A 4,696-nucleotide genomic window follows, 5' to 3' on the forward strand; every position below is an offset into this window, starting at 1 on the left:
ACGCATCCTTAAAACTTTAACCTTTAGCGATCGCCTAATTTATGAAAAATACAGCTCATACAGTTACTTTTATGTTACATTATCAATATTTATGTAATATGTAAAGATGCCAGCGCTCATTGCTATAAAATCCCAAGCACATTTATGCAACGCCTACATTAAATCTATGGATTGCTTCAAACTTCTGCCACTTTTAATCAGAATATTTATTAGTAATTTTTAGTATAATTATAAGATATATTTATTAATTGATAATATTATGATTTATTATAACATCAGTAATGTTAAGAAACCGTAACATTAGAACTCCAGAATTGCCTATAAACCCGTATGTATACTCATAATCTTTAAGTAAGCACTCTTGACCAAATCTAAAATATTCTGCAAGATATACATTTAAAGGCGATCCCGGCGATCCCAAAAAAATGCTGTTCTGATCGTTTCTATATATCTCGAAACTCTTAAGAGCCTTCAAGTATTTGTTGGATCGGGAAAAAGAGTCCTTCAAAAAAACAAGAAAATTAGATGTAATTTCCTGTTAAGTTTTGGGAAATGAAATACTAAACACTGTCAAAAAAAAGGAGAACATACAGAATGGTTCAAGAACGTCCACCCTTAGAAGAGATGACTTTGAGACAACTACGCAAAGTCGCTAGTGAGCTAGGTATATCTCGTTACAGCAGAATGCGTAAAGCACAACTACTGGCATCAGTGATGGAAGCTCAAGGTATTAGCCATACCTCATCCGCTCCACCTTCAGCATTAGAAACACAAGAAGAGGTGGAAGCAAAAAAATTTGAGTTAGGGCAAGAAAACAAAAATGATGATTTTCTTTCATCCATTGATGAAGGTTTAACAGATTTACCCAATGGGTATACTAAAAGCCGAATAGTTTTAATGCCACGAGATCCAGAGTGGGCCTACGCCTATTGGGATATTCCTAATGGACAGAAAGAAAAGTTACGTCGTCAGGGGGGACAGCAGTTAGCGCTGCGTATCTATGATGTAACTGACATCAAATTAAGCTACCAAAGTCCCCACAGCATTCAGGAATATCCTTGTGATGAATTAGCTCGTGAATGGTACATACCAATTCCAGTAAGCGATCGCGACTATGTTGTGGAAATAGGGTATCGATGTGCTGATGGTCGGTGGTTAGTTTTAGCTAGTTCTGAGCGAGTGCATATTCCACCAGTTTATCCCTCAGATTGGATTGATGACCAATTCATTACAGTAAGTTGGGATGAAGATTTACGTGGGAAAACCTTTATGGAACTGGTTCCTGCTAGTCGCAAAATTACTTTTCACGATCGTCCCGATGATATTTATGAAGAGATGTTCGGCATAGCTGAAGTCGAGAATCAAAGGATTGCTGGTTCTATGTTTGGCTCTATTCAAATGGTTCCTGGTTCAGGCCAAATGATTGAAGAAGGAGTCAGTTCCTATACTATGGCATCAGGTGTAGGGATGTGGTCATCTGGTGGCAATATCTCTGGAGCTACTCAAACCATGTCTGGTGTAGGTTTAACTGCTTCGGGGGTAGGTCAAACCATGTCTGGTGTAGGTTTAACTGCTTCGGGGGTAGGTCAAACTATGTCTGGTGTGGGTTTAACTGCTTCGGGGGTAGGTCAAACTATGTCTGGTGTGGGTTTAACTGCTTCGGGGGTAGGTCAAACTATGTCTGGTGTGGGCATCAATATGTCTGGTGTAGGTTTAACAACTTCAGGAGTAGATTTAACTGCTTCGGGGGTAGGTCAAACCATGTCTGGTGTCGGTTTAACTGCTTCGGGCATGGGCATGAATATGTCTGGTGTAGGTCAAACCATGTCTGGTGTCGGTTTAACTGCTTCGGGCATGGGCATGAATATGTCTGGTGTAGGTCAAACCATGTCTGGTGTAGGTCTAACTGCTTCGGGGGTAGGTCAAACCATGTCTGGTGTAGGTCTAACTGCTTCGGGCATGGGCATGAATATGTCTGGTGTAGGTTTAACTGCTTCGGGGGTAGGTCAAACCATGTCTGGTGTCGGTTTAACTGCTTCTGGCATGGGGATGAATATGTCTGGTGTAGGTTTAACCGCTTCTGGCATGGCCATAAATATGTCTGGTGTAGGTCAAACCATGTCAGGGGTAGGTTTAACTGCTTCCGGGTTAGGTCAAACTATGTCTGGTGTCGGTTTAACTGCTTCGGGGGTAGGTCAAACTATGTCCGGTGTCGGTTTAACTGCTTCCGGTATGGGCATGAATATGTCAGGGTTAGGTCAAACTATGTCTGGTGTCGGTTTAACTGCTTCGGGGGTAGATCAAACTATGTCCGGTGTCGGTTTAACTGCTTCCGGTATGGGCATGAATATGTCAGGGTTAGGTCAAACTATGTCTGGTGTAGGTTTAACTGCTTCGGGGGTAGGTCAAACTATGTCCGGTGTCGGTTTAACTGCTTCCGGTATGGGCATGAATATGTCAGGGTTAGGTCAAACTATGTCTGGTGTAGGTTTAACTGCTTCGGGGGTAGGTCAAACTATGTCCGGTGTCGGTTTAACTGCTTCCGGTATGGGCATGAATATGTCAGGTCTAGGTTTAACAACTTCAGGGGTAGGCTTAACTGCTTCTGGTATGGGCATGAATATGTCAGGGTTAGGTCAAACTATGTCTGGTGTAGGTTTAACTGCTTCCGGTATGGGCATGAATATGTCAGGGTTAGGTTTAACAACTTCAGGGGTAGGCTTAACTGCTTCCGGTATGGGCATGAATATGTCGGGGTTAGGTAAAACTATGTCTGGTGTAGGTTTAACTGCTTCGGGCATGGGTTTAACTGCTTCAGGGGTAGGTTTAACTGCTTCGGGCATGGGTATGAGTATGTCAGGTCTAGGTTTAACTGCTTCAGGGGTAGGTTTAACTGCTTCTGGTATGGGCATGAATATGTCAGGGGTAGGTTTAACTGCTTCTGGTATGGGCATGAATATGTCAGGGGTAGGTTTAACTGCTTCGGGCATGGGTATGAGTATGTCAGGGGTAGGTTTAACTGCTTCTGGTATGGGCATGAATATGTCAGGGGTAGGTTTAACTGCTTCTGGTATGGGCATGAATATGTCAGGGGTAGGTTTAACTGCTTCTGGTATGGGCATGAATATGTCAGGGGTAGGTTTAACTGCTTCTGGTATGGGCATGAATATGTCTGGTGTTGCTGCTTCTATGCCACCAGTTCGTCCCCGCAAGTTCTGGTTAGTTGCTGATGCCGAACTTATTATTCACGGTGCAACGGAACCAGATGCTACTGTCACTATTGGTGGACGACCTATTAAACTCAATTCTGATGGTACTTTCCGTTTCCAGATGGCCTTCCCTGATGGTTTAATTGATTATCCTATCATGGCAGTGGCAGTGGATGGCGAACAAAACCGTTCTATACACATGAAGTTCGCTCGTGAAACCCCCGAACGTCGCACTAATACAAAGCAAGAAGCTGTTTTGGAATGGGTAAGATGAAAAATCAGCAGTTTAACTATTGATAGCTAAGGTATAAGTAGCGATCGCTCATTTATACCTTGCTAAAAAAGTGTTTGTAAAGTTTTGTAAGGTAAAGCGATCGCCCTTATAACTGGTTAGTGCAGAGCGCAAAGTGTGGGATAGGTATCAGCTCATTCCACTTCCAAGGAGCGATACTGCTGACGGTATCCTCCGCGAATCCTAACCCAGCTCTTTGGGCAGCAGTATTGTGATTGGGACTATGAACCCAAATCCAATTAAAGTAGGCGATACGCCTGATGCCACGCTCCGCAAACGCCAACCTAACTGTGATCTTTATCTGTTCCCAGACCTGACCAAATTTATTCTGGGGTGCGATGTCACCGACCTATCTGCTGTCTGACAATCCCATTAGTTCCCTCTAATTGTTGAGTCTGGCTCAGGGGGTGACAAGCACCTCAAACCTATTGTGGGGCAATAGTTTCAATGATTATACCTCTGTATAAAATCTGGATTTTTCCTCAATAATAATGATCATCATTTTTAGAGAAGGGGTTGGCACGTGAAGCCTACCAATCCCTTCTCCCCCAATTCAAGTTGATTTTTATCTCAATTGTTGATGGTAGTCATCACTCACATTTTATGGTAGAAAAAGTCGATCCACTTACATAAATAGACCAACCAAATGCAATTTTCATTATTGTATGAGTCATATTTTCAACAATCCTGGAGTGATACTCAAGTCCAAACTTTAAAAATTTTAGTTTGGTGATTAACGGTACAGAAAACTGTCAAAATATAAAGGCATTTCTGGTTGTTTTCCTTTACCAATCACATATGAAAGTAGTCGAAAACATATACAAAGATTTTTAACATTATTTTCTTTGAGCCTTCCATTGTTTTGGTTTCCAATGATCATGATGATTATGAGTCGAGAATTTGTTGATGGTAGTCAATTAATTTTAACTATAGATAGAAGACAATGGAAAAATCATCATATCTTCGTGATAGCCACTATCTACAAAAAAAGAGCATTACCTATTTACTTGCAAGTTTTGCTCCAAAAAGGCTCTACTAATTTAGCGGAGCAAAAGGCACTTATTAAATCAGTTTTACGGTGATTAAAAAAATATAAACTGGTGGTTATTGGACAGGGGGAATTTTGCTAACGCAAAGCTCCGCTAACACGATGTAGAGTTATGTCACTGGCTAAAAGTTAGAGATAGAACTCCAA

At 41.7% G+C, this 4,696-nt stretch carries 2 protein-coding genes and 2 pseudogenes; 2 read left to right on the top strand and 2 right to left on the bottom strand.

The window, feature by feature from the left end; all coding sequences use genetic code 11:
* Positions 1-624: 624 nt before the first annotated feature.
* A pseudogene (locus F6K27_RS34210) lies at positions 625-1,209 on the top strand (DUF4912 domain-containing protein); the annotation flags it as partial.
* A 1,427-nt stretch (positions 1,210-2,636) separates the two neighbouring features.
* Here F6K27_RS34210 and F6K27_RS34215 read toward each other — a convergent pair.
* Together F6K27_RS34215 and F6K27_RS32485 are read right to left on the bottom strand one after the other, a co-directional pair.
* Positions 2,637-3,212: a hypothetical protein gene (locus F6K27_RS34215; RefSeq protein WP_353736103.1), complete on the bottom strand. Its 576-nt coding sequence runs from the start codon at positions 3,210-3,212 to the stop codon at positions 2,637-2,639.
* A 387-nt stretch (positions 3,213-3,599) separates the two neighbouring features.
* Positions 3,600-3,896: pseudogene (locus F6K27_RS32485) on the bottom strand (hypothetical protein); the annotation flags it as partial.
* 483 nt (positions 3,897-4,379) lie between these two features.
* On the opposite strand from F6K27_RS32485, the gene F6K27_RS32490 reads away from it, so the two are divergent.
* The gene (locus F6K27_RS32490; RefSeq protein WP_287300967.1) at positions 4,380-4,583 is read left to right on the top strand and encodes a hypothetical protein; all 204 of its coding nucleotides are present in this window, start codon (positions 4,380-4,382) and stop codon (positions 4,581-4,583) included.
* The last annotated feature ends 113 nt before the right edge of the window (positions 4,584-4,696 follow it).

Origin of the sequence: Okeania sp. SIO2F5 (genome assembly GCF_010692685.1) — a bacterium.
Classification (GTDB): Bacteria; Cyanobacteriota; Cyanobacteriia; order Cyanobacteriales; family Microcoleaceae; genus Okeania; species Okeania hirsuta.